The 542-nt window shown below is 70.7% G+C and carries 1 pseudogene; it reads left to right on the top strand.

Annotated features, from left to right (window positions below):
- Positions 1–73: 73 nt before the first annotated feature.
- Positions 74–542: pseudogene (locus CCN51_RS51230) on the top strand (hypothetical protein); the annotation flags it as partial.

Here is a 542-nt window from a genome sequence, read left to right as displayed (position 1 = left end):
GAAGTCGTCACCTCCCCCGCACCATCTGGATCCGCTACCGTCAAGGGCCGGGAAAAGGGGGCAAAGAGGAATCATGGCCGTGCGCAACTACGCGCCCAACCACCAGCTCGCTGCCCATCTCACCCACCTGGGATGGTCTCCCGCCCGTTTGGCCCACGCCATCAACGCCATCCTCGGGCCCGGCTACGTCGCCCGCACCACCGTCGCCGACTGGATCGCCAAGGGCCGCATCCCCCGCGACCCGCTGCCCACCGTCACCGCGCACGTCCTCGCCGAGGCCCTCGGCCGCCCCATGCCGCCCGCCCATCTCTGGGGACCCGGGGTACGTCCCTCCGCCGCCTGGGCACGCGCGGACGACGGCCTTCCCGCCCCCACCGCGCCCGGCGCTACCGTGGAGACAGCTACGCAGTGGGTCATCCACGATGGGGGCGACATGGAACGCAGAACCTTCCTGGCCATCAGCGGCGCAGCCCTCACAGGCCCGGCCTTCACCATCACCGCCGATTCCCGCCCTGACGCCGCACCAGTCAAGCCGTTACATG

It is taken from the genome of Streptomyces milbemycinicus (assembly GCF_002154605.1).
Taxonomy (GTDB): Bacteria; Actinomycetota; Actinomycetes; order Streptomycetales; family Streptomycetaceae; genus Streptomyces; species Streptomyces milbemycinicus.
Note: the sequence above shows the minus strand (reverse complement) of the source record. Positions and strands in the feature narration are given on the sequence as shown.